The organism is Methylobacterium platani, assembly GCF_001653715.1.
In the GTDB taxonomy this organism is placed as follows: Bacteria; Pseudomonadota; Alphaproteobacteria; order Rhizobiales; family Beijerinckiaceae; genus Methylobacterium; species Methylobacterium platani.
This window is the reverse complement of sequence record NZ_LWHQ01000134.1, coordinates 1-1,313: the sequence shown is the minus strand read 5'-3', so window position 1 is coordinate 1,313 and position 1,313 is coordinate 1. Positions and strand designations below refer to the sequence as shown.

At 62.5% G+C, this 1,313-nt stretch carries 3 protein-coding genes; 2 read left to right on the top strand and 1 reads right to left on the bottom strand.

The annotated features are described in order from the left end of the window. A partial coding sequence (locus A5481_RS31875; RefSeq protein WP_156655696.1) for a helix-turn-helix domain-containing protein occupies positions 1-271 on the top strand: 271 nt, incomplete at its 5' end. After that, on the top strand, positions 268-504 hold the full coding sequence (locus tag A5481_RS31870) for a hypothetical protein (protein WP_048437426.1): 237 nt from the start codon (positions 268-270) through the stop codon (positions 502-504). The genes A5481_RS31875 and A5481_RS31870, both read left to right, overlap by 4 nt. A 6-nt stretch (positions 505-510) precedes the next feature. Here the strand turns inward: A5481_RS31870 and A5481_RS31865 are convergent, their stop codons facing one another. Continuing rightward, entirely contained in the window at positions 511-1,095 is a 585-nt protein-coding gene (locus A5481_RS31865; RefSeq protein ID WP_082984988.1) for a response regulator, read from the bottom strand. Between the last annotated feature and the right edge of the window lie 218 nt (positions 1,096-1,313).

Sequence of the window (1,313 nt, the reverse complement as noted above, 5' to 3'; positions counted from 1 at the left end):
GATCGCGCACCTGTTCTGCGAGATGTACGCCAAGCTCGAGGCTGTGGGATTGGCTACGAACCATCGCTACAAGCTGCCCGTTACGCAGGCTGATCTGGGCGATGCGCTCGGGCTGTCGAACGTGCACGTCAACCGCGTGCTGCGCGAGTTGCGCGAGAGAAACCTGATCACGCTTCAGGGTGGCTGGCTTGAGATCCTGAACTGGGCGGAACTGACGAAGCTGAGCGAGTTTGACCCCATGTACCTCCACATGGGGCGACGGGCTGCATGAGCCTACATCTTCAGCCTGTACCGATTGCGACGGGCAGCAACGACGCGGAGAGCCGGCTGGTGTTTGCCGATGGCTTCTTGGTTGCCGTGCTGGTTCACCTGTCCGACGATCACGAGGAGGATGCGGGCAAGTGGTTCCTGGAGGCGGGGTTTGGGCGGGTTGATGACCAGAGCCAGCCCAAGTTCGTCGATCTCACCGAGGCGCAGGCGTGGATCCAGCGTCGCTTGGCCTGAGCCCGACTACCTGACCGGCAAGTTCGGACAACGCACGGCGCGATCGACCTGCATCAGCACGTCCAGAGCGCGCCAGGGCTTACGCAGGTGGATGATGCCGCTCGGTAGCTCCTCGATGCGGTTCTCGGCACCACCAGATGTGACCACGAGGCGAATTCGTGGCCAGATGGTCTGAACCGCCCGCGCGAGATCTATGCCGTCCATGGCGCCCGGCATTTGCATGTCGGCGAATACCATCGCAACTTCGTTGCCTCTCTCCTGCAGCAGCGCTACGGCGTCTGCGCCGGTCTCGCAGGTGACCACGTCGAGCACGGTCTCCTCCAGAAGCGCCATAGCCCGCTCACGCGTGGTCGGATCGTCCTCCAGGACAACAACGAGGCGGGTCGGGTCAGCAGCACGCGCCACCTCCTCCTCATCTCCTCGGCCGAGCGCATCCCGCTCAATCAAAAGGCTGACAAGCTCCTGGAGGCGGTCAGGCAGAGGGGTCACATCTGAGATGGGGAAGGCTTCCAGCAGGCCGTGCGCAACGCCCTGGCCAGCAGCGGCCGATCCCTCTGATATTCCACGATAAAAAGTGCTGACATGACGCATAAACCCTCCTCGCCCAGAGAAGGTTGCGCTCCAGGTCCTCGTTTAATCCACGTTAATCACGCTAAACGGGGAAGTGCTGAGGGCGGCTTTGGTTTCAACGTAGCCGTGTGATTTCCGCCTCTCGAAGCCTGTCACGCTGCGCCGGGCAGTTGCGCACGTACATCCCGCCCAGTGTTTGCCTTCGAGAGCCCGCCCCCATCGGCCCCACCTTCGGGAAG

What these genes read in the sequence shown, in the direction of transcription:
- A5481_RS31870 (WP_048437426.1), top strand. Translation starts at nt 268, where the DNA reads ATGAGCCTACATCTTCAGCCTGTACCGATTGCGACGGGCAGCAACGAC.
- A5481_RS31865 (WP_082984988.1), bottom strand. Translation starts at nt 1,095, where the DNA reads ATGCGTCATGTCAGCACTTTTTATCGTGGAATATCAGAGGGATCGGCC.